This window comes from Anaeromyxobacter sp. Fw109-5 (assembly GCF_000017505.1).
Taxonomy (GTDB): domain Bacteria; phylum Myxococcota; class Myxococcia; order Myxococcales; family Anaeromyxobacteraceae; genus Anaeromyxobacter.
This window is the reverse complement of sequence record NC_009675.1, coordinates 2393396-2415808: the sequence shown is the minus strand read 5'-3', so window position 1 is coordinate 2415808 and position 22413 is coordinate 2393396. Positions and strand designations below refer to the sequence as shown.

20 protein-coding genes are annotated in these 22413 nt (G+C 74.8%); 6 read left to right on the top strand and 14 right to left on the bottom strand.

All coding sequences use genetic code 11. The features are described from left to right. Positions 1-86 precede the first annotated feature (86 nt). Positions 87-1034, top strand: coding sequence for a magnesium transporter CorA family protein (locus tag ANAE109_RS10850; RefSeq protein WP_012096912.1), 948 nt, complete (start codon positions 87-89; stop codon positions 1032-1034). A gap of 9 nt (positions 1035-1043) precedes the next feature. Here ANAE109_RS10850 and rtcA read toward each other — a convergent pair whose 3' ends face one another. Further along, a complete protein-coding gene (gene rtcA / locus ANAE109_RS10845; RefSeq protein ID WP_012096911.1) occupies positions 1044-2168 on the bottom strand; it encodes an RNA 3'-terminal phosphate cyclase in 1125 nt (374 codons plus the stop codon). Positions 2169-2264: 96 nt separating this feature from the next. Between rtcA and ANAE109_RS10840 the strand changes: the two genes are divergently transcribed. From ANAE109_RS10840 to ANAE109_RS10825, 4 genes are all read left to right on the top strand, one after another. Continuing rightward, on the top strand, positions 2265-3503 hold the full coding sequence (locus ANAE109_RS10840; protein WP_041448279.1) for an SLC13 family permease: 1239 nt from the start codon (positions 2265-2267) through the stop codon (positions 3501-3503). Between the two features lie 118 nt (positions 3504-3621). Next, positions 3622-4281, top strand: a complete 660-nt coding sequence (locus ANAE109_RS10835) for an RNA polymerase sigma factor (RefSeq protein WP_234945284.1) — start codon at positions 3622-3624, stop codon at positions 4279-4281. Continuing rightward, complete coding sequence (locus ANAE109_RS10830) at positions 4278-4805, top strand: anti-sigma factor (protein WP_012096908.1); 528 nt, start codon at positions 4278-4280, stop codon at positions 4803-4805. Before ANAE109_RS10835 ends, ANAE109_RS10830 begins: the two co-directional genes overlap by 4 nt. 10 nt (positions 4806-4815) lie before the next feature. Then, a complete protein-coding gene (locus tag ANAE109_RS10825) occupies positions 4816-6543 on the top strand; it encodes an STN domain-containing protein (RefSeq protein WP_012096907.1) in 1728 nt (575 codons plus the stop codon). Here the strand turns inward: ANAE109_RS10825 and ANAE109_RS23410 are convergent. From ANAE109_RS23410 to ANAE109_RS10765, 13 genes are all read right to left on the bottom strand, one after another. Beyond that, positions 6540-8447, bottom strand: coding sequence for a HEAT repeat domain-containing protein (locus ANAE109_RS23410; RefSeq protein ID WP_012096906.1), 1908 nt, complete (start codon positions 8445-8447; stop codon positions 6540-6542). The two genes, ANAE109_RS10825 and ANAE109_RS23410, sit on opposite strands and share 4 nt — an antisense overlap. 63 nt (positions 8448-8510) lie before the next feature. Next, on the bottom strand, positions 8511-9575 hold the full coding sequence (locus ANAE109_RS23405) for a pseudouridine synthase (RefSeq protein WP_012096905.1): 1065 nt from the start codon (positions 9573-9575) through the stop codon (positions 8511-8513). Further along, positions 9575-10633 carry an SMC-Scp complex subunit ScpB gene (gene scpB, locus ANAE109_RS10815; protein WP_012096904.1) on the bottom strand — a complete coding sequence of 353 codons (1059 nt, stop codon included), beginning with the start codon at positions 10631-10633 and terminating at the stop codon, positions 9575-9577. Before scpB ends, ANAE109_RS23405 begins: the two co-directional genes overlap by 1 nt. Next, entirely contained in the window at positions 10630-11532 is a 903-nt protein-coding gene (locus tag ANAE109_RS10810; RefSeq protein WP_012096903.1) for a ScpA family protein, read from the bottom strand. Before ANAE109_RS10810 ends, scpB begins: the two co-directional genes overlap by 4 nt. Positions 11533-11556: 24 nt before the next feature. After that, on the bottom strand, positions 11557-12555 hold the full coding sequence (trpS, locus tag ANAE109_RS10805; RefSeq protein WP_012096902.1) for a tryptophan--tRNA ligase: 999 nt from the start codon (positions 12553-12555) through the stop codon (positions 11557-11559). A 6-nt stretch (positions 12556-12561) separates the two neighbouring features. Beyond that, complete coding sequence (locus ANAE109_RS10800; protein ID WP_234945283.1) at positions 12562-13212, bottom strand: site-2 protease family protein; 651 nt, start codon at positions 13210-13212, stop codon at positions 12562-12564. Positions 13213-13392: 180 nt separating this feature from the next. Further along, complete coding sequence (gene xerD, locus ANAE109_RS10795) at positions 13393-14289, bottom strand: site-specific tyrosine recombinase XerD (RefSeq protein WP_012096900.1); 897 nt, start codon at positions 14287-14289, stop codon at positions 13393-13395. A gap of 89 nt (positions 14290-14378) precedes the next feature. Then, the gene (locus ANAE109_RS10790) at positions 14379-15002 is read right to left on the bottom strand and encodes an L-threonylcarbamoyladenylate synthase (RefSeq protein ID WP_041448278.1); all 624 of its coding nucleotides are present in this window, start codon (positions 15000-15002) and stop codon (positions 14379-14381) included. 164 nt (positions 15003-15166) lie between these two features. Next, positions 15167-15361 (bottom strand): hypothetical protein, encoded by a 195-nt coding sequence (locus tag ANAE109_RS10785; RefSeq protein ID WP_012096898.1) that lies wholly within the window; start codon positions 15359-15361, stop codon positions 15167-15169. Between the two features lie 33 nt (positions 15362-15394). After that, on the bottom strand, positions 15395-15787 hold the full coding sequence (locus tag ANAE109_RS10780; protein WP_012096897.1) for a general stress protein: 393 nt from the start codon (positions 15785-15787) through the stop codon (positions 15395-15397). Then, entirely contained in the window at positions 15780-16730 is a 951-nt protein-coding gene (locus ANAE109_RS10775; protein WP_041448277.1) for a RimK family alpha-L-glutamate ligase, read from the bottom strand. The genes ANAE109_RS10780 and ANAE109_RS10775 overlap by 8 nt, the downstream gene beginning before the upstream one ends. Before the next feature lie 215 nt (positions 16731-16945). Beyond that, a complete protein-coding gene (gene glnD / locus ANAE109_RS10770; RefSeq protein WP_012096895.1) occupies positions 16946-19729 on the bottom strand; it encodes a [protein-PII] uridylyltransferase in 2784 nt (927 codons plus the stop codon). Between the two features lie 63 nt (positions 19730-19792). Beyond that, positions 19793-21598, bottom strand: coding sequence for an N-acetylmuramoyl-L-alanine amidase (locus ANAE109_RS10765; protein ID WP_012096894.1), 1806 nt, complete (start codon positions 21596-21598; stop codon positions 19793-19795). Between the two features lie 130 nt (positions 21599-21728). Between ANAE109_RS10765 and elbB the strand changes: the two genes are divergently transcribed. Further along, a complete protein-coding gene (gene elbB, locus ANAE109_RS10760) occupies positions 21729-22394 on the top strand; it encodes an isoprenoid biosynthesis glyoxalase ElbB (protein WP_012096893.1) in 666 nt (221 codons plus the stop codon). The last annotated feature ends 19 nt before the right edge of the window (positions 22395-22413 follow it).

The following is a 22413-nucleotide window of genomic DNA, read 5'->3' as shown; positions in this document are numbered from 1 at the left end:
CGCTTACACCATGACGCCGCCCGCCGCCACGCGATGCTAGGCTCCCCCCGGCGCCCGGATCGTCCGGGGCGCGGGGAGGCGGGCGCGTGCTTCGAGTGATCCGGTGGGAGGCGGGGCGCGTGACGGCCGGCGGGCGGGAGCTCGTCCAGCGCGGTGCGCGGCTCTGGATCGACTGCACGCCGGACGCAGAGACGCTCGCGTTCCTGGGGGCGACCTTCGGGTTCCACCCGCTCGCGCTGGAGGACTGCGCCCACGAGGACCAGCGGCCCAAGTACGAGCCGTACCCGGAGAGCCTGTTCTGCGTGGTGCACCGCGTGGCGCCCACGCCCGACGACACCGACCTGCGCTCGCACGAGCTGCACGCGTTCCTCACCGCCGAGGCCGTCGTGACGGTCCACCGCGTTCCCCTCGCCGAGCTCGACCGCGTCTTCGCCCGCTGCGCCGAGGAGCCCGCCCTCCTCGAGCGCGGCCCGGACTTCGCGCTCTACCTCGTCCACGACGCGATGACCGACGTGCACTTCGCCCTCGCCGACGCCCTCACGGAGGAGGTCGAGGAGCTCGCCGACCTCGCGTCCCAGCCGGACGGGGTCGCGCCCGACGAGGACCTGCTCCCTCGCATCGTCGCGGCGCGCCGGACGCACGGGCTGCTCCGCCGGCGCCTCGCCCCGCAGCGCGAGGTCTTCGCCGGATTGGCGCGCCCGGGTCAGCCCCTCGTCCGGGAGGCGACCGCCATCTACTTCCGCAACGTCGTCGACCACACCGTCCGGCTCGCGGAGGAGATCGACACCAGCCGCGACCTCCTCGCCTCCGCCATGGATGCGTACCTGTCGCGCACCAACAACCGGCTCTCGGGGCTCACCGCCCGGCTCACGCTCGTGGCGACGATCTTCCTGCCGCTCAACTTCGTCGCGGGGTTCTTCGGGATGAACCTCCAGATCGTCCCGCCACGGATCGCCGTGCCGCTCGTCCTCTCGGTCGTGGCGGTGATGCCGCTCGCGCTCTGGGCGTTCTTCCGCCGGAGGCGCTGGGTGTAGGTCCCGCGGCTACTGGGGCGACGGGGGCAGCGGCACCACCTCCGCGGTGGCGCCCGGGGGCTGCACGCGCACGTCGCCCTCCTCGCCCTCGCCGCCCGTGATCGCGATCTCCACGTCGAGGAAGCGGCGGATCACGTCGGCGTTCGTGGTGAGGTGCTTCGTCACCGCGTGGACCGTGTAGCGCGTCGTGGGCACGACGCCCGGCGCCGCCGGGACGAGGCCCGCGGCGAGCAGCGCGGCGGGCAGGAGGAGCTGGTCGCCGAGGTGGCGATCCAGGGCGGCGCCGCCCTCGAGGTAGGCCCGGAAGTCGCGCACCGCCTCCTCCGCGGTCTCCTCCGGCGAGCGATCGGGCTCTCCCACCGCACCGTGTCCGGCCCGGCCGCGCTGGAAGGTCGAGACGACGAGGACGTGCCCCCCGCGCGAAGCTCGCGACGGCAGGGGGACGCGCTCCGCCTGGGCGGAGATGCCGGCGTCGCGCAGCAGGCGCATCGCGCGCGCCGCCTGCCGCTCGGCGACCTCGAACCCGAGGCCGCACACCATCGAGACGACCTCCACGTCCTGCAGCGTGCCGCGGTGGCGCAGGTCGAGCGCCGGCATCGCGTGCGCGGGCTCGACGCGCGCGGTGAACTCGCCGCCGCCCTCCGGGTAGAACCCCGCCGCCTGGAGGCCCAGCTCGAAGCGGAACCCGAGCCGCGCCACCGCCGGCGCCCACACGAGCGCGAGGTAGTGGAAGCTCGGCGCGTGGTCCTGGTGCGTGCCACCTCGCAAGGTCAGCGTGGACGGCGCGCCGGCGAGCGCGAGCGGCCAGCAGACGGTCTGGAACAGGAGCGGCGTCGAGCCGGCCGTGCCGATGTCGAACGCCCACTCGCCCGCCCGCACGGGTCGCCGCGGCACGAACTCGAGGCGAGTCGCGCCGACCTCGTCCCCTTCGAGCCGAGCGTCGCACAGCCGGGCCACGGCGCGCGCGGCCTCGCGGTGCTGCGGGCGCAACCCTGCCTTCTCGCGGTTCGCGCGGATGCGGTCGATGGCGAAGGGCTTCCCGGTGATGGCCGCGAGCGCGAGGGCCGTCCTGAGGATCTGGCCGCCCCCCTCTCCGGCGCTGCCGTCCAGGACGATCGGAAGATGGTGGGGCACGGCTCGAATTTAGCCCGTCGCCCGCCGCCAGTTCGCGGTCGCGCGGGGGGCAGCCGCTCGACCCTCCAGGGGTCTGCCGTGCTAGAACGCGCGTCCATGGTCGCCGCCGTCGCCGTCTTCTCCGTGGCCTACCTCGCGGTCGCGGCGGGGCGCCTGCCATTCCTCTCGCTCGACCGCCCGTCCGCGGCGCTCCTGGGCGCCGCGCTGATGGTCGCGACGGGCGTGCTCACGCCGCGCGAGGCGGGCGCGGCGGTGAACGGCGACACGCTCGGGCTGCTGCTCGGCATGATGATCCTCTCCGCGTACCTCGCCGAGGCGCGCTTCTTCCGCTGGACGAGCTTCCGCATCCTCCAGGCGGTGCGCACCCCGCGGGCGCTGCTGTGGGCGGTGGTCCTCGCCGGCGGGGCCCTCTCGGCGCTGCTCGTGAACGACACGGTCTGCGTGATGGTCACGCCCATCGTGCTCCGCGTCGTGGAGGACGCCGAGCTGCCGCCCCTGCCCTACCTGCTCGCCCTCGCCTTCGGCTCGAACGCCGGATCGGTCGCGACGCTCACCGGCAACCCCCAGAACATGATCGTCGGGACGCTCTCGGGGATCTCCTACGCGGACTTCGCTTCCGCCCTGGCGCTGCCGGCGCTCGCGTCGCTCGCCGTGGTCGCCCTGGTCCTCCAGCTCGTCTTTCGCGGCGAGCTGCCTCGGCGCGCGCTCGCCCCGACCCGGGTGGCGCCGCCCGTCCTGGATCGGCGGCTCCTCGCCCGCGCCCTCGGCGCCACGGCGCTCGCGGTGGCCGGCTTCCTGGCAGGCTTCCCGCTCTCGTGGACCGCGCTCTTCGCGGCCGCCCTGTGCATGGCGGTCGCCGGGCCCGCGCCGCGCGAGGCGCTCCAGCGCGTGGACTGGCCGCTGCTCGTGTTCTTCGCGGGGCTCTTCGTCATCGTGGCGGGCGTCGGACGCTCCGGGGTAGCGGCGGCGATGTACGAGGCGGTCGCGCCGGCGCTGGGCGAGGGCGCGGCGCGGCAGGCGCTGGTGTTCGGCGGCTTCGCGGTGGCGGCCTCGCAGGTCGTCTCGAACGTGCCCTTCGTGGTCCTCGCGGGCGAGTGGATCCCCCGCCTCGCGGAACCCCGCCTGCTCTGGCTCGCGACCGCGCTCGCGTCCACGCTCGCGGGTAACCTGACGATCGTGGGCTCGGTGGCGAACCTGATCGTCCTCGAGCAGGCGGGGTCCCGAGCGGGGATCGGGTTCTGGCGCTTCTTCCGCATCGGCGCCCTGGTCACGGCGGCGACGCTCGCGGTGAGCTTCGCGATCCTTTTCGCCGAGCGCGCGGCCGGGCTCGTGTGACGCCACCCAACGCCTCGGAACTCCCCGGGAATTGACCAGACCGCCGCCCGCCCCCGCGCTCCCGGCGCCTGCGGGCGTCCGGGCGAAATAGAACCCGGCAGGATCCGTAGGTTTCTCCATGATTGCGGTCGCCGCCGTCGCCGATCTACGGTTCGCCCTCTCGTGGCAGGTGGAGGAGCGCTCGTTGGGGCCTCCGGTCATGACCGGCGAGGCCGCCCTTGCGCGGTCTGCCGCGAAGGGCGACCGCAAGGCGTTCGGCCAGCTCGTCGACGTGCACAAGCGCGCCGTGTTCGGGCTCTGCTTCCGTCTGCTGCGCCACCCGGAGGAGGCGCGCGACGCCGCCCAGGAGACGTTCGCGCGCGCCTTCGCGGCGCTCTCGACGTACGATCCCGGCCAGCCGTTCGCGCCCTGGGTGCTCCGCATCGCACGCAACCACTGCCTCGACGTCCTGCGCCGGCGCCTCCCCGAGGCGCAGCAGTTCGAGCTCGACGCCGAGCCGGAGGACGGCGCGCCGCGCGAGCTCGCGGATCCCGCAGCGGAGCGCGGCGACGAGGCGCTGGAGCGCCGCCAGCTCGCGGGCGCGCTCGAGGCCGCGGTGGCGGCGCTGCCCCAGAACTATCGCGAGGTCGTGCACCTCTTCCACGTCGAGCACCTCTCCTACAAGGAGATCGCCGCGACGCTGGACGTCCCCATCGGCACCGTAATGACCTGGCTCCACCGCGCGCGCGCCCGGCTCAAGACGGCGCTCGCCGAGCCCGGCGCGGAGGTCACGCGATGAACACGTTCGACGGACACCTCACCGACGCGCAGGCCCAGCGGGTCGTCGACGGCGCGCTCCTGGACGCGGAGACCGCCGCGGTCGAGCGGCACCTGGCGGGGTGCGGCGCGTGCCAGGCCGCCGTGGAGTCGTACCGCATGCTCGCGGTGGCGCTCGAGGACCTCGAGCTCCCGCCGCTCCCGGATGACTTCACCGCCGGCGTCTTCACGCGCATCGACGCGCACGAGCGCGCCGCCGCCCGGGAGCGCAACTGGGCGCTCGGCATCCTCGCGGGCGTGGCCCTCGCCACCGTCGTCGCCTTCGTGGCGGCCGGGGCCGGCCCGTGGGCGCCCGCGGTCTCGGCGGTGGCGGACCGCTTCGGCGACGCCGCCCGCGCGATCCGCATCGGCGCCGGGTTCGTCCCGGCGCTCGTCGGCGCGTTCCGGCTGCAGATCATCCTCGCCGGGGCCGCCCTCGCGATCCCGCTGCTCGTCGCGCTCGCGCGCCTCATGCCCGCGCCCGAGGCGCGCGTCGAAGCCGCCTGACGGAGACTCCATGCTCGCGCTCCTCCTCGCCGCCCTCGTGTTCCAGCCCTCGCTCGAGGCGCCGCCCCGTCAGCTCGCGCAGGCGACCCGCCCCGGCGCGGAGTCGCCGCCGCCGCCGCCGCGGCCCTCCCCGCCTGCGCCCGGCCCTCGCGCGGCGGGGAGCCCCGTGCCCACGCCGCTCCCCCCGCCGCCGCCGCCCCCGGGCGAGCTCGATCCGCTCGTCGGCGACTGGCCGGCGGAGCCCTCCGGCAAGCGGGTCACGCTCGCGGACACCGTCTCGCTCGACGACGCCCTCGAGCAGATCGCCGACGCCGCAGGATGGAACCTCGTCCTCAACACCGGCAGGACCGGGAACATCCAGCTCGTCCTGAAGCTCCGCGACGTGCCGGTCGAGGAGGCGATGCGCGCCGCCCTGAGGGGCACCCGCCTCGAGGCGTCGCGCCGCCGCGACACGGTGGTCGTCTCCCCCTCGACCCTCCCCGTCGAGCGGCGGCCCACCCTCGCCGGCTTCGGGAAGCCGAGCGGCAAGCGGTTCACCGGCGAGTTCGAGGGCACGGACGTCGACGACGCGCTCCGACAGATCGCGGCCGCGGGGGGCCTCTCCATCGTCATCCCGCCCGGCGTGCGCGGCCAGGTGTCCGGGGTGTTCAACGCGATCGCCGTCGAGGACGCGCTGCGCGCGGTGCTCGATCAGGCCGGCCTCACCGCGGAGCTCCAGGGCGGCGTGGTGACCGTGCGCCAGTCGCCGTTCGACGGGTTCGCAGGCGTCGGCGAGGAGGCACGCCGGCACGCGCAGCGCGCCCTGCGCGACGCCGAGCGCGCGATGCGGGACGCCGAGGAGTGGCGCGACGGCCCCGAGACGGGCTCCGACTCGCGCGACCGGGTCGTCAACGGCGACGTGACGATCCGCTCGGGCGAGGTGGCTCGCGACGTGGTGGCCCTCCGCGGCAACGTGCGGCTCGAGCCGGGCGCGGTCGCGCGGGACGTCGTGGCGGTGCTCGGCAGCGTCAAGCTGGAGGGCGGCGCCAGCGCGCGCGAGGTGACCGCCGTGATGGGGAGCGTGGAGGTGGGGCCGGGCGCCGTGATCGAGCAGAACGCCACCGCCGTGGGCGGGAGCGTGAAGCCCGATCCGCACGCCGCCATCGGCGGCGAGCAGACCAGCGTCGGGGTCCCGGGGCTCGGCGGCCTCGCCGGCCTGTTCGGCTCGAGCCTGCTCTTCGGAGGGGGCGACTCGGCCCTCTGGGCCATCGGGCAGGCGCTCGCGAAGTTCGCGCTGTTCTTCGCGCTCGGCCTCCTCGTCGTCGCGCTCTTCCCCCGGCGGGTGGACTCGGTCGCGGGGGCGATGATCGCGAGTCCGTGGAGGTCGATCTTCACGGGCCTGCTCGGCATCGTCGTGACCCCGCTGCTCGTGCTCCTCCTCGTCGTGACGGTCATCGGCATCCCGCTCGTCGCGGTCGTCGCCCTGCTCGTGCTGGCCGCCGGGGTGCTCGGGTTCACCGCCCTCGCCTTCCACGTGGGGCGATCGCTGCCGCTGCGCGTCCAGCGGGGCGCGTGGGTCGTGCAGCTCGCCGTCGGCACCGCGATCGTCGTGCTCGTGACCGAGATCCCGCTGCTCGGCGCGCTCGCCTGGGTGGCCGGGGCGCTCATCACGTTCGGCGCCGCGCTCCGCTCGCGCTTCGGGCAGCAGGTGACCGTGCTGCCGACGACGATGGCCCCTCCGCCGGCGCCGGCGCCCTAGGGCCGCGGCCGGGGCGCGCCGGCCGGCAGCTTCGCGAGCGCCTCCACCGCGGCCCGGCGAACCCGCCCGTAGTAGTCGCTCCGCAGCGCCTCGAGCCGCGCCGAGGCGGGCTCGTACCGCATCTTCCCGAGCGCGCGCGCCGCCGCCGCGCGGACCTCCGGCAGGTCGTGCGTGAGCTGCGCGGCCACCACCGGCGCCGCGTCCCGCGCCCCGAGCGCGGCGAGGGCCTCGATCGCCCCGGCGCGCGCCGGCGCGTCGGGACGGGCCAGGTAGGCCGCGAGCGGCGCGGACGCGCCGGGCGCGCCCGTCCTCGCCAGCGCCGCCGCCGCGATCCCCGCGGATTCTCCTTCGAGGAGCGCGGTCAGCGCGGGCACGGCCTCTGCGCTGCCCGCCTCCCCGAGGGCGCGCGCGAGCGCGGCGCTCCACTCCGGCTCCCGCGAGCGCGGCGCGCCGCACGCCTTCGCGAGGGCCGCGGCGCCGCGCGTGCCCTGGCGTCCGAGCGCCTCCGCCGCGGCGAGGCGCACCCGCAGCTCGGGGTCGGCGAGCGCCGCCGCCACGCGCGCGACCGCGCCGGGCGCGCCCAGCTGCGAGAGCCCCTCGACGGCGCCCACCCGCACGGCCGGGCGCGGATCGGCGAGCCCGGGGCCGAGGAGCGCCTCGGCCCCGTCGGCGCGGAGCCGCCCCGCCGCGGCGAGCAGCGCGCCGAGCTCCTCCGCCTCCTCCGGCGCGAGCCCGCCCTCCGCGCCGCCGCTCGCGCGGGCGGCGAGCGCGGCCGCGCGCCGCGCCACGGCGGCGCCGGAGGCGGCCTGGCCGGTCCTCGCGAGGAAGCGCGCCGCGGCCGCGCGGGTCGGGGCATCGGCCCTGCCGGGGTCCAGCAGGGCTGCGACGCGCGCGGCGGTCTGGGACGAGGGCGGGGCGAGCTCGGCCAGCGCGGAGATCGGCGCGGCGGCGCTGCGGCCGAGCCGCGCGACCAGCTGACGCTCCGGACAGCTCGCCTCGTGCGCCGCCGCCGCCCGGGCGACGAGCGCCGCGATGGACGGGTCGCGCGTGCGGAGGGCGACGCCGCAGAGTGCCGCGCCGACCTCCGGCGCGGCGGGGAGCGCGGCGAGCGCGTCCGCGGCGGCCGAGGCGATCCGGCCGGGCCCGTCCGCGGCGAGCCGCGCGAGCGGAGCGGCGGCGGCCGGATCGCCGAGGCGCGCGAGCGCCGCCGCCGCGGCCTCGACGGTGGGCACGTCCCCCTCCTCGAGGAGCGCCTCGAGGAACGGTCGCGCCTTCCAGTCTCCCGCCTCCGCGAGGCCGCGCGACGCGGCGGCGGCGAGCGCGGGTTCGGGGTTGCGATTGGTGTCCACGAGCGGCAGGAGCCGCTGCACCGCCTCGGCGCGGGCGCTCGCCCCGATCTCCTCAGCGGCGCCGGCGCGCGAGGGGCCGGCGTCGGCGGCGAGCGCCGCCACGTTCCGCTCCCACAGGGCGCGGGCCTCCGCCTCGACGGCCTCGCGCAGCGAGACGCCGAGGGCGTCGAGGGCGTCGGCGATGGCCGCGCGCGTCGCGGGTCGCGCGGCGCCGTAGGCCCGGACGAGATCCTCGCGCGCCGTCCCGTCGGTCCCGAGCGCGGCGAGGCCCCGCGCCGCCGTCGCGGCGACCTCGGCGTCGGCGTCGAGCAGCAGCGCCCCGAGCGCCTCGGTCGCTCCTGGACCGCCGCGCGCCGCGAACGCCTCGGCCGCGGCGCGCCGGACGAGGGCGCTCGGGTCGCGCTGGGCGACGAGCAGGACCGGGAGCTCTCCGCTCCTCCCCGCCGAGCGGACCGCGGCGGCGCGCCGCTCCGGCTCGGGTGCGTCGAGCTCCCCGCGCCGGCAGGCCATGGCGATCAGCGAAGCGGCGAGGACCAGGGAGCGGCGCGGGAACATGACCGGGCATGCTCCGCCAGGACCCGGGGGACGCGCAAGGAGCAGGACGACCTGCGAGCCGCGTCAGCGACCGCGCCGGTCGCCACCGCCCCGCGGCGGGCGCCGAGCACCGCCGGCACCTCCGCGCGGCCCTCTCCCGGCGTCCTCGCCGCGCCCGCGCTGCCGCTGCTCTCCGCGCGGCCCTCTCCCGGCGTCCTCGCCGCGCCCGCGCACGCGCGGTTCTCCGCGCGGTGGGAGCTCCTTGCCTTCCCGGCGCCCAGGCTCGCCGCGCTCGCCCTCGCGACGCGCCGGCGCGAGCTCCGGCGGCGCGGGCGGGCCGTGGCCGTGCCGCCGCGCGGCGCGCGGGAGCTCCCGCGGCGCGACCGCGGGCGCACCGCCGGCCAGCCCCACGGCGGTCTTGAGGGCCCGCACCTCCACCGGGGCGAGGGGGCGGAACTGCCCGGGCCGCAGCCCCTCCACCGTGATGCCGCCGAACTCGGGCCGGTAGAGCCGCTGGACCTGGAGCCCGACCGCCTCGCAGAGCCGCTTCACGAGGTGGAAGCGCCCCTCCCCGACGACCACCCGGATCCAGACGTTCCGCTCGGCGCGCTCGTGCGGCACCGCCTCGAGCGCGCGCGCGGGGCCGTCCTCGAGCCGCACCCCCGCGACCAGCCGCTCGAGGGCGGCCGGCGGCGGCTCGCCTCGCACCTTCACGAGGTAGGTGCGACGGTGACCGTAGCGAGGGTGGGCGAGCCGGTTCGCGAGCTCGCCGTCGTCGGTGAACAGCACCGCGCCCTCGGCGTCGAAGTCGAGCCGGCCGACGGAGAAGACCCGCTCCTTCACGCCGCGCAGGTACTCGAGCGCGGTGGGGCGGCCCTCGGGGTCGGACGCGGTCGTGACGCACCCCGGCGGCTTGTACAGCAGGTAATAGCTCCGCGTCTCGCTGCGCGAGACGAGGCGCCCGTCCACCGTGACGAGGTCGCGCGCCGGGTCGACCTTCGAGCCGAGCACCGTGACCGCGCGCGCGTTCACCTTCACCCGCCCGGCGAGGATGAGCTCCTCCGCCTTGCGGCGCGAGGCGACGCCGGCCTCCGCCAGGTACTTCTGCAGGCGGACGCCGTCCGGCCCACCCTTCTCGTCGCCCGCCACTAGCCGCCCGTCCCCGGCGGCTCGTCCGCCGCCTCGTCCTTCTTCTTGTCGTCGAGCGCAGCCTGGGCCACGCGCGCCTTCTCGTCGGCCGCCTCCATCGCGCGCTCCAGCTCCTCGAGGGCGGCGTCGCTCTCGGCGCGCTTCGCCTCCAGATCCGCGCGCAGCTTCTCGTCCGCGAGGTCGGCCACGATGCCGGAGATGCCGCCGTCCTGCGTCTCCGGCTGCTTCTCCACGATGTCGCGGTGCTCCTCGGAGAGCTCGTGGAACTCGCGCAGCGTCGGGAGGGAGGCGAGGTCCTTGAGCGCGAAGAACTCGAGGAACTCGCGGGTCGTGCCGTACAGCATGGGCCGGCCCGGCTCCTCCTTCTTGCCGAGGATCTTGATGAGCTTGCGCTCGAGGAGCGCCTTCACCACGGCGCCGCAGTCCACCCCGCGGATCTCCTCGATCTCCGGCCGCGTGACGGGCTGGCGGTAGGCGATGATCGCGAGCGTCTCCAGCGCGGCGCGGGTGAGCCGCTGCGGCTTCACCTTGAGCCAGCGGCGGGAGAAGGCGGCGTTGTCGGGCGAGCTGCGGAGCTGCCACCCACCGGCCACCTCGTGCAGCACGATCCCGCAGACGCCCTCCCGGTAGTGGCCCGACAGCTTGTCGAGGGCCTTCTCGATCCGCTCGAGGTCGACGCCGGTGGCCTGGCGCAGCTCCTCCGAGGTGAGCGGACGCTCCGCCAGGAACAGCAGCGTCTCCATGATGGTCCGCACGCGCTCCGCGCTGAGCCGCTTCGCGGCCGCCGCGAGCTTCTCGAACGGCTCTTCCTTCTCCTCGTCCGAGCCGGGCGCGTCGATGGCGGCGGACTCGACCTCCTCGAGCTCCGGATCGCCCGCCTTCGCCTCCTCGGCGGCCTGCATCGCGCGGAGCTCGGCGTCCGAGACGCCGCTCGGCCTCGAGGACGCCGGCCGCTCCTGGGCGGGCTCCGCCTGCGTGGCGGGGGGCTCCGCCGCCTCGGGCCGCTCCTCGGGCGCGCCTTCGGCGGGGGTGTTCGGGTCGTCGAGCTCCACCGTCATCGATAGTCCTCCCCGCCGGCGGCGGGCACGTCGTCCCCGAGGGTGTCCTTCGCCTCGACGAGGATCTCCGCGCCGGGGCCCGCCTCGTCGAGCGAGGCCTGGAAGATCCGCACCAGCTTCAGCTTCGCCATCTCCAGGATGGCGAGGAACGTCGCGATCACGTCGGCGCGCGTGTGCCGGTGCTCGGCCGGCCCGGAGAGGAGCTCCTCGAACGTGGCCCTGCGCGAGAGCCGTAGCACGTCCGCCACCCGCGCGATCGCGTCGCTGATGGAGAGGCGGTCGGTGACGACCTCGTGCGTGTGCTCGGGGCGCGCGTGCTTCAGCGCCCGGTCGAGCGCCTCGATCAGCTTGAACACCGAGACGTCGGCGAGCCCCTCGGGCCCCTCGGCCGCGACCGGCCGCTCGACCCGCGCCTTCCGGGCGAACACCGTGCGGTCCAGGATGTCGCGCTCTCCGAGCTCCTCCGCGGCGGCCTTGTACTTCTGGTACTCGAGCAGCCGCCGCACCAGCTCGGCGCGCGGATCGACGCCGGACTCGTCGGCGCCCGGCGCGTCCTCCGCGACCTCCGTCCGCGGCAGCAGCAGCTTCGACTTCATCAGCATGAGCTGCGCCGCCATGTGGAGGAACTCGCCGGCGATGTCGATGTCCAGCTCCCGCATCGCCTCGAGCGTCGCGAGGTAGCTCTCGGTGATCCGCGCGATGGGGATGTCGAACAGGTCGACCTCGTGCTCCTTCACGAGGTGCAGGATGAGGTCGAGGGGACCCTCGAACGGCGGCTCGCCGGCCCGCAGCGGCGGGAGCGTGACGCGGAACGCCTCCGCGGCGGCGCGCGCGGAGGCCTCCTGCGCCGCCTGCTCGGCGCCGGCGACCGCATCGCTCTCCGGGTGTCGCCTGGCCATCGAGAAGGGACGCCCCCGTGCGCCTCAGGCGAGCTTCAGCTTCATCGCCCCGCGGACCTCGTCCATGGTGCGGGACGCCACCGCGCGGGCCTTGGCGGTCCCGAGCTGAACGAGCGCGTCGACGTCCCCCGGCCGCGCGAGCAGCGCCTCGCGCCGCTCCCGCATCCGCTCCTGCGCGGGCAGGAGCTTCTCGAGCAGCTTCTTCTTGCAGTCCACGCAGCCGATGCCGGCCGTGCGGCAGTTCTCGTCCACCCACGCGATGGTCTCGGGAGCGCTCGACACCTTGTGCAGGTAGAAGATCCCGCAGACCTCCGGGTTGCCCGGATCCTGGCGCCGCTTGCGGGCCGGGTCCGTCACCATCCCCATGACCTTCTTCGTCGTGGACTCGGCGCTCTCGCCGAGGTCGATGGTGTTGCCGTAGCTCTTCGACATCTTCCGCCCGTCGGTGCCGAGGATCTTCGGCGCGGCGGTGAGGAGCGGCTGCGGCTCGGGGAACACCGGTCCGTAGTGGTGGTTGAACTTGCGGGCGATCTCGCGCGAGAGCTCGAGGTGCGGGACCTGGTCCACGCCCACCGGCACGCGGGTCGCCTTGTACATGATGATGTCCGCGGTCATGAGGACCGGGTAGCCGAGGAAGCCGTACAGGGCGAGGTCGCGATCCGTGATGTTCTCGCGCATCTCCTTGTAGGAGGGCGAGCGCTCGAGCCAGCCGAGCGGGGTGATCATCCCGAGGAGCAGGTAGAGCTCGGCGTGCTCCTTCACCTCGCTCTGCACGAAGAGCGTGACCTTCTGCGGGTCGACGCCGGCGGCGATGAAGTCCACGAACATCTCGCGCTCGGCCTGCTTGATGACGGCGGGGTCGTGATAGCTCGTCGTGAGCGCGTGCCAGTCGGCGCTGAAGAAGTAGCAGTCGTTCTCCCCCTGGAGCCGCACCCAGTTGGCGAGCGCGCCGTGGAGGTGGCCGAGGTGGAGGCGGCCGGTGGGCCGCATGCCGCTGACGACGATGGGGCGCTGTTCGGGCATCGAGCTCTAGGTGGCGATGGAGAGGGTCAGCTGCTGGAGGAGGCCGAACACGAACATGATCGGCGGGTAGATGATGCCGCGGCCGAACACGATCAGCGCCACGAGGACGAAGGGCGAGAAGCGGGCGAACTGCTCCCACGCCGGCCTCAGCCGGAGGGGCATGAGGTTCTCGGCCACGTGGCTGCCGTCGAGGGGTGGCACCGGGAGCAGGTTGAAGATGGCGAGCCCGGTGTTGACGATCATGAAGCGGACGAGCAGCGCTCGGCCCGCCTCGCCCGGCCCGACGGCCTCGGGCGCGAGGCGCAGCAGGATCCCGAGCAGTATCGCGGCGATCGTGCCGAGGAGCAGGTTCGAGAGCGGTCCCGCCGCGCTGACCAGGATGTCGCCGGTGGACTGCCGCACGTCTCGCCGGAACCGCGCCGGGTTCACGGGCACGGGCTTGGCCCATCCGATGGGAGCCCCGAGGAGCGGCAAGAGCAGGGTCCCGATGGGATCGATGTGCGGGACGGGGTTCAGGGTGAGCCGGCCGAGGCGCGCCGCGGTGTCGTCCCCGAGCTTCCAGGCCGACCAGGCATGGAAGAACTCGTGAAAGGTCAGGGAGAGCAGGAGCACGATGAGGTTCATCACCGCGCCCGCTGGATCGGACAGGAGACCCACTAAGTCCTCGCAGGGAAAGGGGGTTCTTTAGCAGCACGGGGGGGACCGGTCAACGCGGACGACGGTCGCTCGCTCGCGCACGATCGGGCGGACGGAGGAGGCTTCGGGCCTCGGTCCGAGGGCTCCCGGGAGGTACGGGGCGGGCCGTCCCGCTGCCCGGAGCCTGGAGCCCCCCGGCGCTCACGCGCGGGGATGGAACCGGTCGTACAGCCGCCGCACGTGGCTGCGATCCACGTGCGTGTAGATCTGCGTCGTGGACACGTCGGCGTGGCCCAGCATCGCCTGCACGGCGCGCAGATCCGCCCCGCCCTCGAGGAGGTGGGTCGCGAACGAGTGCCGGAGCTTGTGCGGCGAGATCCGTCGCCGGATGCCGGCCGCGCGCGCGTGCCGCCCGAGCAGCTTCGCGAAGCCCTGCCGCGTCAGGCGGCCACCGCGCGGCGAGACGAACAGGTCCTTCGAGCGCCGCCCGCGCAGGAGCCGCTCGCGCCCGACCGCGAGGTAGGCCTTCACCGCCTCCGCCGCGGGCGCGCCCACCGGCACGATCCGCTCCTTGTTCCCCTTCCCGCGCGCGACGAGCACCCGCGTCTCGAGGTTCACGTCGTTGAGGCCGAGCGAGACGAGCTCGGAGACGCGCAGCCCGGTGGCGTACAGCAGCTCGAGCATCGCCCGGTCCCGCAGGCCGGCGGCGCTGCGCGGGTCGGGGCTGGCGAGCAGCCGCGCGATCTCGTCGTGCGAGAGCAGCTCCGGCAGCTTCCGGCCCGGCCTGGGAGCGTCGAGCTCGTCGCCGGCGTCGACCGGAGTGAGCTTCTCGGCGAACAGCAGCCGGTGCAGGGAGCGGATGGCGGAGAGCGCCCGCGCCTGGGACCGGGGCGAGAGCCCCCTGCGGACCAGCTCGCCCAGGTGCGCCTGGATCTCGATGCGGCCCACCCGCTCCCAGGCGCCGATCCCCAGCGCGTCGAGGTGCTCGACGTAGCGGCGCAGGTCGCGGAGGTAGCCCTCCACGCTGTTCTCGGCGAGCCCCTTCTCCACGCGGACGTGGGCGACGAACAGATCGAGCGCGGGCTCGAGCGGCGACATGTCCCGACGATAGCGCGGGACGCCCGGCGGTCCAGTTCTCCCTCGACTGCCCGCTGCGCCGCGGCGCTACGCTCGGGAAGAGCGGCCGTTCAAGCCAGCAGGTCCGAGACGTCGCCCTTGCCGGCGCGGAGCACGCGCGGCTCGGCCCCGGAGAGATCGATCACCGAGGACGGCTCGTTGGGCTTGTAGCCGCCGTCGAGCACGAGGTCGAGGCCGTGGCCGAGCTGCTCCTTGATGTCGTGCGCGTCGATGAGCACCTCGCCGCCGGGCGTCGCCGCGGAGGTCGAGATGAGCGGGTGTCCGAGGCGACGGACGATCTCGAGCGCGATGGGGCTGTCGGGGATGCGGATGCCCACCGTCTTCTGGCGCCGCAGCACGAGGTCGGGGACCAGGCGCGTGGCGGGCAGGATGAAGGTGTACGGCCCGGGGACCTTGCGGCGGAGCACGCGGTAGGCCGCGTTGTCGACGATGGCGTAGCGAGAGATCTCGGCGAGGTCCTGGCAGATGAAGGACAGCTCGTGCGAGCGCGGGAGCTGCTTCAGCTGGTAGATGCGCTCGATGGCGCGCTTGTCGAAGAGGTCGCAGCCGAGCCCGTAATAGGTGTCCGTCGGGAAGGCGAGCAGGCCTCCGGACGAGAGCACCGAGACCGCCCGCTCGACCACTCGGGGCTGGGGGTGCAGGGGATCGATCTCGACGATGGGGGCGACCGTCATGGGGCCTCTTTCTAGCAGCTTTCGCCCGCTCGGAGGGAGTGCAGGACGCCCCACCTTTTCCAGCGGCCGGAAGGGGAGCCGCACTGACCGCGAAAACGAGCGCGCCCGCCCGGGAAGACCCGGACGGGCGCCTCTGGCGGCGTCGCCGCCTGCCCATTGCGGAGCTAGCCGCGGTTCTTCCCGCGCTCGATGAGCTCCCGCACCTTCTGCCCACCCTTGCGGCCGATCTCCTCGTAGAACGCGTGGCCTCGCTCGTCCCGCACGGCGATGCCGCCCTTGCGCCCCGCCTCGGAGACCGTCATCCCGCGGCGACCTTCCTCCGGCTCACCGCGCCGCGCGCTCTTCTCTTCGTCCGCCATCGTGTCCCCCCTCCAGAGCACCTCGTCGGTGCGTTACCGCTCTCCGCCCCCGTGGCCGGCGCCGAGATCCTCCTCCGCGCCCGCCTTCCCCTTCTCGATGAGCTCGCGGACCTTGTGGCCGCCCTTGCGGCCGATCTCCTCGTAGAAGGGCGTCCCGCGCTCGGCCTTGATCGTCTCGCCGCCCTTCTTGCCGATCTCCTCGTAGAAGCGAGGGCCGCGCTCCGCCTTGACGGTGTCGCCGCCCTTCTTGCCGATCTCCTCGTAGAACTTGCGGCCCCGCTCGGCCTTCACGGTCTCGCCGCCCTTCTTGCCGATCTCCTCGTAGAACTTGCGACCCCGCGTCTCGCGGACCCGCACGCCACCCTTGCGACCGGCCTCAGAGACCGTCATCGCTCCCTTGCTGCCGCCCTTCTTCTCTTCAGCCATGTGTCGCCCCCGTCGTCCAATCAGGAACAATGTGGTCGCTGGCCCCGCGCCGGCGCAGCGCCCGTCCGAGCACGTGCTCGGCGATCGCCTCCGCCATGTCGAGGCCGGTGGCCTCGAGGATCCCCTGCCAGCTGGGGTTCCCGTTCACCTCGATCACGGTGGGACCCTCGGGTCCGACCGCCAGGTCGATGCCTGCGTAGTCGAGCCCGATCGCCTCCGCCGCCGCCTCCGCCACCGCCGCCAGCTCGGCCCCGAGCGGCACTGCCTCGACCCGAGCACCGGTGGACACGTTCGTGCGCCACTCCCCGGGAGGCGCGTACCGCTCCATCGCGGCGCGGCCCCTTCCCCCGACGACGAACACCCGGACGTCGCGTCCGGGGTGTGGAACGTAGGACTGTAGATAGACCGCCCCGTCGCGGGCGATCCGCTCCCGCGCCGACGCCCGCCCTGGAGCGTCCGCGCGCACCCGCTGGACCCCCTCGCCGAGCGAGCCCGCGATGGGCTTCATCACCGCCTCGCCGAGCCCGGCGAGCGCTTCCGCCGCGCCGGCGGAGGTCTGCGCGACCGCGGCGGGAGGCGTCGGCACGCCGGCGCGCGCGAGCAGCCAGGACGACCGGAACTTGTCCTGGGCGGCGAGGAGCGGATCGATGCGGTTCACCACCACCGCCCCCGAATCCTCCAGCGCCCGGTAGATCTCGAACTGCACGTCGGCGTCGCCGGTGCGACCCATGCCGCGCGCGAGCACGAAGGCGTCGAAGGCCTCGGACCCGAGACCCGCAGCACGCACCGAGACGACGCCTTGCTCGCTCACGATGGCCGAAAGCTCCGCCGGGTCGATCACCGCCGCCTCGCCGTGGCGAGCGAAGGCGGTGACGAGCCGCTTGCTGTGCCAATCGTCCTCGGGCCAGGCGGTGACGATCCCGATTCGGATGACATCGTTCATGCGACGCTTGCTTCCCTTCCCCTTCCCCAACCGCCCGCGCAACACGGTGTCCACGCCCGGTCGGCTGGACAAGGGCGCGCCATCCCGCATCTTTTTGGTGGTGCCCGGACGAGCCGCTCGCGCTCCCCTCGTGGAGGACGCGGGCGGCGCCTCGCGCGGGACGCGCGAGGTCGGGGGCGCGGACGGGCTCCGCCACCCTCCCTAGGGGAACATCCTCAGCCCTGCTCGGAGCGGGAGACGGCGGCGGTCAGGGCAGCGACCACGCGCGCGGCCCGCTCGCCCTCGAGCGGCGCCCCGTCCGGCGTGCGGACGTAGAAGGCGTCGGACGCCCGGTGGCCCTCGGTGGCGATGCGAGCGAGATCCACCGACAGGCCCAGCTCGTAGAACGTGCGAGCGAGCGTGTGCAGGAGGCCCACGCGATCGGCCGTGAAGACGTCCACCACCGAGTGCGCCCGCGCGCTGTCGTTGTCGATGACGACCTTGGTCGGCACGCGTGGGAGCGGCTTCTCGGGGAGCGAGGAGGCGCGGAGGCGACGGGCGAGGAGCGCGTCGAGCCCCTCCTCTCCCGCCAGGACGCGGGCGAGATCCGTGCGGGCCGCGCGCCAGCGCGCGGGCTCGACGGCGCGCTCGTCCGGCCCGCGTAGCTCGAACACGTCGAGCGCGCGGCCGGCGAGCCGGCCGAGGTCGGAGCCGTCGGGCGTGGAGAAGACCTCCGCGTGCTGGATGTCGATGCGGTGCGCGGCGAGGACGCCGGCGACCGTGGCGAGCAGGCCGGGCCGGTCGCGCGCGGTGAGCGACAGCTCCGAGTAGCCGAGCGCGTGGTGGTGGCGGAGCGCGGTCGCGACCGGGAGCGCCGCCCCGCGGCGCAGGAGCCGCAGGTGGCCGGGCGCGTGCGCGGGATCGACCGTGAGGAAGTAGCGAGCGGGCATCGCCTGCAGGAACCGCTCGTGCTCCGCCGCGCCCGCCGCGCCCGCGCGGAGGGCCGCCGCGACGCGCTCGCGTCCCGCAGCCTCCGCCGTCCCGGGCTCCGGCCGCCGCTCTCCTCCCTCGAGCACCTCGCGCGTCTTCCCGTACAGCTCGCGGATGAGGCGCGCCTTCCAGTCGGTCCAGGTGCGGGGGCCGACCGTGGCGACGTCGGCGTAGGTCAGGAGGTACAGCTTGTCCAGCCGGTCCTTCGTCCCCATCTCCTCGGCGAAGGCGTGGATGAGATCGGGGTCGGACAGATCGCGCCGCTGCGCGACGGCGCTCATGCGCAGGTGCTTCAGCACGAGCCACTCGATGTCCGCCGCGTCCGCGGGGTCGAGCCCCATCCGCACGCAGGCCTCGGCGGCGATCTCGGCGCCGCGGGCGGAGTGATCCTTCCCGGCGCCCTTGCCGATGTCGTGGAACAGCGTCCCGAGGTAGAGCGCCAGCGGCCGCTGCACGCTCCTGGCGAGGTCGCCGAGGCCGTCCTCCTTCACGTCGCCGCAGCGGAGCGCGAACAGCCGGCGCACCGCGAACAGCGTGTGAACGTCCACGGTGTACACGTGGTAGACGTCGATCTGCCGCCGCGCCGTCACGCGCGCGAACTCCGGGAGGAGGCGCGGCAGCACCCCGATCTCGTGCATCAGCGTGAGGAACCGTCCGCGCGTGCCGGGGCGCGAGAAGCACGCGAGCAGCTCCTGGTTCAGCTCCGGGTCGGTCGCCGCCTCCGGCGGGAGCTCCTCCGCGGCCTGCGCGGCGAGGTCGCGCGCGAACGGGTACAGGTCCAGCTGCTCCCGGTCGGCGGTGGCGAACAGGCGCACGAGGGCGGCGGGCGAGCGCTTCAGGACGTCGGTGTCCACCACGGTGAGCCTGCCCCGGAACACCTTGAACTCGCCGCCGGGGATGTGCCGGTCCGCCGTGCGCGCGGGCTTGCCGCCCAGCACCGGCACCACCCGCTCCGCGCCGATGGTGGCGGCGGGCGGCGGCACCATCCGCCAGCCCTTGGCGGCCTCCGGCTCGAGGCAGCGGTCCACGATCGCGTCGCAGGCCACCAGCACGGTCTTCGCCGCGAGGTAGTAGTGGCGCATGAACTCCTCGACGCCCGACCCGTGCTCGCCGTCGACGTACCCCATCGCCTGCGCCACGGGCGGCTGGACGTCGAAGGTGAGCTGGTCCCACTTGCGGCCGGCGAGGTAGTGCATCTCGTTGCGGACGCGCCACAGGAAGTCCCGCGCGCGCCGCATCTCGCGGATCTCGCGCTCGGGGAGGAGCGCCCGCGCGAGCAGGTCGGTGATGCCCGCGACCTTGAAGCGCACGCGCGCGAGCCACAGCGCCGCCTGCAGGTCGCGGAGCCCGCCCTCCGACTCCTTCACGTTCGGCTCGAGCAGGTAGATCGAGTCGCCGAACCGCTCGCGCCGCGCGCGCATCTCCCCGAGCTTGTCCGCCAGGAACTTCTCGACCTTCTCGGCGGACAGCCCGTGGAGCTCCTCGCGCTCGAGCTCCCGGTAGAGCGCGCGATCCCCGCCGAGCCAGCGCAGGTCGAGGAGCGCGGTGCGGGCGGTGTGGTCCTCCCGCGCGAGCCGATCGCACGCCGCGAGATCGCGCACGCCGTAACCGACCTCGAGCCGGAGATCCCAGAGCGCGTAGAGGAACCGCTGGCTGGCGGTCTTGGCGAAGGCGTCCGGCTCGCCCGCGCCGTGCAGCACCAGGAGGTCCACGTCGCTGAACGGGGCGAGGTCGCGCCGGCCGTAGCCGCCGATCGCCACGAGCGAGAGGGGCGAGGCCGCGTGCTCCTCCGCGGCCGCCGCGCAGGCGCGCTCCCAGAGCGCCGCGACGATCCGGTCCATGGCGGCGCTCTGCAGGCGCACCACGGTGTGCCCGCTCCCGCCCGCCCGGTGCACCTCCTCGACGAACCGGCGCTGCGCGGCGAAGTCCGCCTTCACGTCGCCGGTGAGCGGGGGAAGCTCCCGCAGGCGCTCCTCCAGCTCGAAGGGCGCCGCGACCGGCAGGCTCGGGTGGACGTCGGGCTGGCGCATGTCCGGGAATATACGGGGGTGAACGCGGCCTCGCCCGGCTTCGCAGCGGCCGGCGGGCTCGGCTCAACGGACCGAGGCCACCCGCGCCTCGCTCCGCGCGAACGAGGTCACGGCGCGGGCGATCCCGGCCGCGACCTCCTCCTGGTAGCTCGCGGAGGCGAGTCGCCGCTCCTCGACGCGATTCGAGATGAACGCCGTCTCCACCAGCACCGCGGGCATGCGCGCGCCGAGCAGCACGTAGAAGAGCGCGCTCTTCACCCCGAGGTCCCGCACCTCTCCCACCCGTGAGCGGACGCCCGTGGTGAGCTCGCGCTGCACGAGCCCGGCGAGCCGCCGGGAAGCGCCCGCGCTCGCCTTGGCGTCGAGGTCGGTGAGGATCCGGCCGACGTCCCCGTCGCCGCGGTCCGCGAGCTCGACCCCGTTCTCGCGCGCCGCGAGCCGCGCGGCGTAGCGATCGTCCGCGACGTTCAGGAAGTAGGTCTCGACCCCGCTGCGGTTCCGGCGGGGGTGGGCGTTCGCGTGGATGGAGACGAACAGATCGCCGCCGGCGGTGTTGGCGATCGCGGTGCGCTCCTCCAGCGCCAGGTACCGATCGTTCTTGCGGGTGAGCACCACCTCGAAGCCCTCCGCGCGCAGCCGCTTCGCGAGCCGCTTCGCCATCGCGAGGGTCACGTCCTTCTCGCGCACGCGGCGCGGTCCGATGGCGCCCGGGTCGTGTCCGCCGTGCCCGGCGTCGACGACCACGCGGCGGATCCGCCCGGACAGCTCGTGCTCGGGCCCGCGCTCGACGCGCTCGAAAGAGGCGGGCACCGCGGCCGCGGCGCGCCCCGGCTCCGGGGCGGGCCCGGGGTCCCGCTGGGCAGGCTCCGGCGGGCGCGCCTCCGCGACGCTCCTGCGCGCCGACGCCGTCCCGACGTCCACGATGAGGCGCGGCGGATCGTCGAGCCCGAACAGCTGCACGCGGTCGGTGCCGGGGAGATCGAGCACCACCCGCACCGTCTCCGCGTCGTTCTGCGCCGCGCGGACCCTGTCCACCCGCTCGCCCGCGACCGGCCGCGCCAGCGCACGCCCGGCGAGCAGCGCCGGGCGGAGGTCCACCGCGAGCCGGCGCGGGAGCCCGGCTGAGGGCGCGAGCTCGAGCTGCTGCCATCCCACCCAGTGCGACAGGTAGATGGCGACGCGGGTGTAGTCGTCGTTCGACCAGGTGCGCACCTCCGTGACGCGCGCCTTGCCCTCCCCGCCGGACTCGCCGAGCGCGAGCGCGGGCGCGGCTCCAGCGCCGGTGAGATCCGCCACTGCGGCGTCGAGCTCGGGATCGGGCTCCGAGTCCTGCGGCGACTCCTCGGGAACGGGGGTGGCCGGAGCGTCCGGCCTGCGCGCCGGCCTCGGCGCGGGACGATCGTCGCCCGCCTCGCGGCGGATGGCGGCCACGAGCTGCCGCGCCTCGCGCGAGCCGAGCTCCGCCGCGCGCCGCGCGTTGAGGAGCGCCTTCTCGCGATCGGACTCGTCCGCCGACCAGCGGTAGAGCGCGTAGCGCGCGCGCGCCGCCTCGACCAGCGCCGGCGCCCGCTCCCGTCCCTTCGCCGCCTGGATCAGCCCGGCGATGGCGCGCTCCCAGTGGTGCCGGTAGCGCCGCTTCTGACGATCGCGCGTGAGCGCGCGCATGTCCTCCTTGGCCCGCTCGAGGCGGCTCCCCCGCGCCCGCGGCGCGGCGCGCGCCGCCTTGGCGGGCGCCCGGGCCGCGCGAACGGCGGGCTTCTTGGAGGCGCGCGCAGAGACCGAGTCCTTGCCGCGGCGCGGCGCGGCGGGCGTCCCGGTGGGGGCCCCGATCGAGAAGAGGAGGAGGAGGGCGAGCGTGCCACGGCCCATGAGGCGACCACTCTCCGCCCCGCCGATATCGACGTCCACTTTTCGCCCGGCCGCACCCCGCGGTGGGGCGCTGTCGCACCGCCCCGCCCCGGCGTAGGATCCCCACCTCCCGTGCGACGGAGGTTTCCCGATGGCCAACCCGAAGCGTGTCGGCGTCGTCCTCGCAGGCTGCGGCTTCCTCGACGGCGCCGAGATCCACGAGGCGACCTGCACGCTGCTCTCGCTCGATCGACGCGGCGCGGCCCTCGTCGCCGCCGCGCCGGACGTGGAGCAGATGCACGTCGTCGATCACCTGCGCCAGGCGCCGGCGGAGGGCGAGCGACGCAACGTGCTCGCCGAGTCGGCGCGCATCGTCCGCGGCAAGATCCGCGATCTGGCCGAGCTCTCCGCGAGCGACGTGGACGCGCTCGTGTTCCCGGGGGGCTTCGGCGCGGCGAAGAACCTCTGCTCCTTCGCCGTCGAGGGGCGCGGGATGCGGGTGCTCCCGGAGGTCGAGCGGATCGTGCGCGAGATGCGCGCGGCGTCGAAGCCCATGGGCTTCATCTGCATCTCGCCCGTCATCGCGGCGCGCCTGCTGGGCGGCGAGGGCGTGAAGGTGACGATCGGCGACGACGCGGACACGGCGGCGGCGATCGCGTCCTGGGGCGCCCGTCACGTGGAGTGCAAAGTGGACGAGATCGCCATCGACGAGCGCCTCAAGGTCGTGTCGACACCCGCCTACATGCTCGGACCCTGGATCGGAGCGGTCGCCACCGGAATCGACAAGCTGGTCTCCGCCGTGCTCGAGCTGGCCTGACGCCTCCGGACACCACAAA

Bases quoted from the DNA above. Each gene is read 5' to 3' on its own strand.
- ANAE109_RS10775 (WP_041448277.1), bottom strand. From the start codon at position 16,730: ATGAACGATGTCATCCGAATCGGGATCGTCACCGCCTGGCCCGAGGAC.
- ANAE109_RS10790 (WP_041448278.1), bottom strand. From the start codon at position 15,002: ATGACGGTCGCCCCCATCGTCGAGATCGATCCCCTGCACCCCCAGCCC.
- ANAE109_RS10835 (WP_234945284.1), top strand. From the start codon at position 3,622: ATGATTGCGGTCGCCGCCGTCGCCGATCTACGGTTCGCCCTCTCGTGG.
- ANAE109_RS10810 (WP_012096903.1), bottom strand. From the start codon at position 11,532: ATGGCCAGGCGACACCCGGAGAGCGATGCGGTCGCCGGCGCCGAGCAG.
- ANAE109_RS23410 (WP_012096906.1), bottom strand. From the start codon at position 8,447: ATGTTCCCGCGCCGCTCCCTGGTCCTCGCCGCTTCGCTGATCGCCATG.
- ANAE109_RS10825 (WP_012096907.1), top strand. From the start codon at position 4,816: ATGCTCGCGCTCCTCCTCGCCGCCCTCGTGTTCCAGCCCTCGCTCGAG.
- ANAE109_RS10780 (WP_012096897.1), bottom strand. From the start codon at position 15,787: ATGGCTGAAGAGAAGAAGGGCGGCAGCAAGGGAGCGATGACGGTCTCT.
- elbB (WP_012096893.1), top strand. From the start codon at position 21,729: ATGGCCAACCCGAAGCGTGTCGGCGTCGTCCTCGCAGGCTGCGGCTTC.
- ANAE109_RS10830 (WP_012096908.1), top strand. From the start codon at position 4,278: ATGAACACGTTCGACGGACACCTCACCGACGCGCAGGCCCAGCGGGTC.
- ANAE109_RS10765 (WP_012096894.1), bottom strand. From the start codon at position 21,598: ATGGGCCGTGGCACGCTCGCCCTCCTCCTCCTCTTCTCGATCGGGGCC.
- scpB (WP_012096904.1), bottom strand. From the start codon at position 10,633: ATGACGGTGGAGCTCGACGACCCGAACACCCCCGCCGAAGGCGCGCCC.
- ANAE109_RS10840 (WP_041448279.1), top strand. From the start codon at position 2,265: ATGGTCGCCGCCGTCGCCGTCTTCTCCGTGGCCTACCTCGCGGTCGCG.
- trpS (WP_012096902.1), bottom strand. From the start codon at position 12,555: ATGCCCGAACAGCGCCCCATCGTCGTCAGCGGCATGCGGCCCACCGGC.
- glnD (WP_012096895.1), bottom strand. From the start codon at position 19,729: ATGCGCCAGCCCGACGTCCACCCGAGCCTGCCGGTCGCGGCGCCCTTC.
- ANAE109_RS10785 (WP_012096898.1), bottom strand. From the start codon at position 15,361: ATGGCGGACGAAGAGAAGAGCGCGCGGCGCGGTGAGCCGGAGGAAGGT.
- xerD (WP_012096900.1), bottom strand. From the start codon at position 14,289: ATGTCGCCGCTCGAGCCCGCGCTCGATCTGTTCGTCGCCCACGTCCGC.